Consider the following 1339-nt stretch of genomic DNA (forward strand, 5'->3'; position numbering starts at 1 on the left):
TGGCCGTGTAGATGCCCGCAACGGTATAGGTGTGCGAAACCGTCTCGCCGGTGCCCGTGGCACCGTCTCCAAAGTCCCAGGTGTAAGTGGCTATGCCAATGTCATCAATGGAACCGCTGCCATCAAAACCTACAGCCAATGGCGCAAGGCCCTCGGTCACATCCGAATCAGCAACCGCAACTGGCGGTTGGTCGTTGTTCCCGGAAACCAAGCTAACGTTGTCGTACACCGCCGTGGTCAGTTGCCCGTCACTGTGCGATGTCGTGGCAAGTCCCACGAAGACGCTTTGGCCCATGGCAACGGACTGTGATCCTACCTCGCTCCAGTTGCCGTTCGTCTCGGACACATAGCCCGTAAAAGTGTTGCCAGAACGTACCAAGCGTACATAGTGCGGGAACCCTCCAGGTACAAGTGCAGGAAGTGTATAGTTTCCGGTACCCAAAGAACCGCCCTTGGAAGGCCTACTCTGGAAACTGTAGCCCGGACCGCCCAAGTTGTTCGGGTTAGGCGCCAAAATCATCATGGCCATGGCGGCGTTGGCATCCAAGTCTCCCCGTATCATAACACCTGCCCGTCCAAGGTGATGGCGGTGGACCGCAAGCGACATCGTCACCTTCCACCGTTATCGTCAACGTATCGGTGTCCGTGGCACCCCCACCATCGGTCACCGTCAGGGTGGCCGTGTAGATGCCCGCAACGGTATAGGTGTGCGAAACCGTCTCGCCGGTGCCCGTGGCACCGTCTCCAAAGTCCCAGGTGTAAGTGGCTATGCCAATGTCATCAATGGAACCGCTGCCGTCAAAACCTACCGCCAATGGCGCAAGGCCCTCGGTCACATCCGAATCAGCAACCGCAACTGGCGGTTGGTCGTTGTTCCCGGAAACCAAGCTAACGTTGTCGTACACCGCCGTGGTCAGTTGCCCGTCACTGTGCGATGTCGTGGCAAGTCCCACGAAGACGCTTTGGCCCATGGCAACGGACTGTGATCCTACCTCGCTCCAGTTGCCGTTCGTCTCGGACACATAGCCCGTAAAAGTGTTGCCAGAACGTACCAATCTCACATAGTGCGGGAACCCTCCAGGTACAAGTGCAGGAAGTGTATAGTTTCCGGTACCCAAAGAACCGCCCTTGGAAGGCCTACTCTGGAAACTGTAGCCCGGACCGCCCAAGTTGTTCGGGTTAGGCGCCAAAATCATCATGGCCATGGCGGCGTTGGCATCCAAGTCTCCCCGTATCATAACACCGGCCTTGGCCCATGGGTTGGTCTGCCCAAGGCTCACGACCCTGGCCACTATCTCACCGTCGCCCTCAAGCTCCTGGTAGACGTAGTGGAACTCGT

2 protein-coding genes are annotated in these 1339 nt (G+C 57.8%); both read right to left on the reverse strand.

Annotated elements, in window-relative coordinates:
- A partial coding sequence (locus BFP77_RS08945; protein WP_218963466.1) for a PKD domain-containing protein occupies nucleotides 1–562 on the reverse strand: 562 nt, incomplete at its 3' end.
- On the reverse strand, nucleotides 504–1339 hold an 836-nt coding region (locus BFP77_RS08950; protein WP_143751886.1), incomplete at its 5' end, for a PKD domain-containing protein. The genes BFP77_RS08950 and BFP77_RS08945, both read right to left, overlap by 59 nt.

It is taken from the genome of Maribacter sp. 4U21 (assembly GCF_002742365.1).
GTDB lineage: Bacteria > Bacteroidota > Bacteroidia > Flavobacteriales > Flavobacteriaceae > Maribacter.